General features: G+C 74.1%; 1 pseudogene. It reads left to right on the top strand.

The annotated features are described in order from the left end of the window. Window positions 1–494 (top strand): annotated as a pseudogene (locus C3492_RS43890) (polyketide synthase); the annotation flags it as partial.

Here is a 494-nt window from a genome sequence, read left to right as displayed (position 1 = left end):
CTGGAGCGGCTGTCGGACGCGCGGCGCAACGGCCACGAGGTGCTGGCGGTCGTCCGTGGCTCCGCCGTGAACCAGGACGGCGCCTCCAACGGCCTGACCGCGCCGAACGGTCCGTCGCAGCAGCGGGTGATCCGGCAGGCGCTGGCGTCGGCCCGGTTGTCGGCGGCGGACGTGGACGTGGTGGAGGCGCACGGTACGGGCACGACGCTGGGCGACCCGATCGAGGCGCAGGCGCTGCTGGCCACCTACGGCCAGGAGCGCCCCTCTGACGCCCCGCTGTGGCTGGGGTCGGTGAAGTCCAACATCGGTCACACCCAGGCCGCCGCCGGAGTCGCCGGTGTGATCAAGATGGTCATGGCGATGCGCAACGGGGTGCTGCCGAGGACCCTGCACGTGGACCGGCCGTCGACGAAGGTCGACTGGGACGCCGGGCAGGTGCGCCTGCTGACGGAGGAACGGCCCTGGCCCCGCACCGACCGTCCGCGCCGGGCCGG

It is taken from the genome of Streptomyces sp. Ru62 (assembly GCF_002920615.1).
Taxonomy (GTDB): Bacteria; Actinomycetota; Actinomycetes; order Streptomycetales; family Streptomycetaceae; genus Streptomyces.
This window is presented reverse-complemented; position numbering and strand designations above follow the sequence as displayed.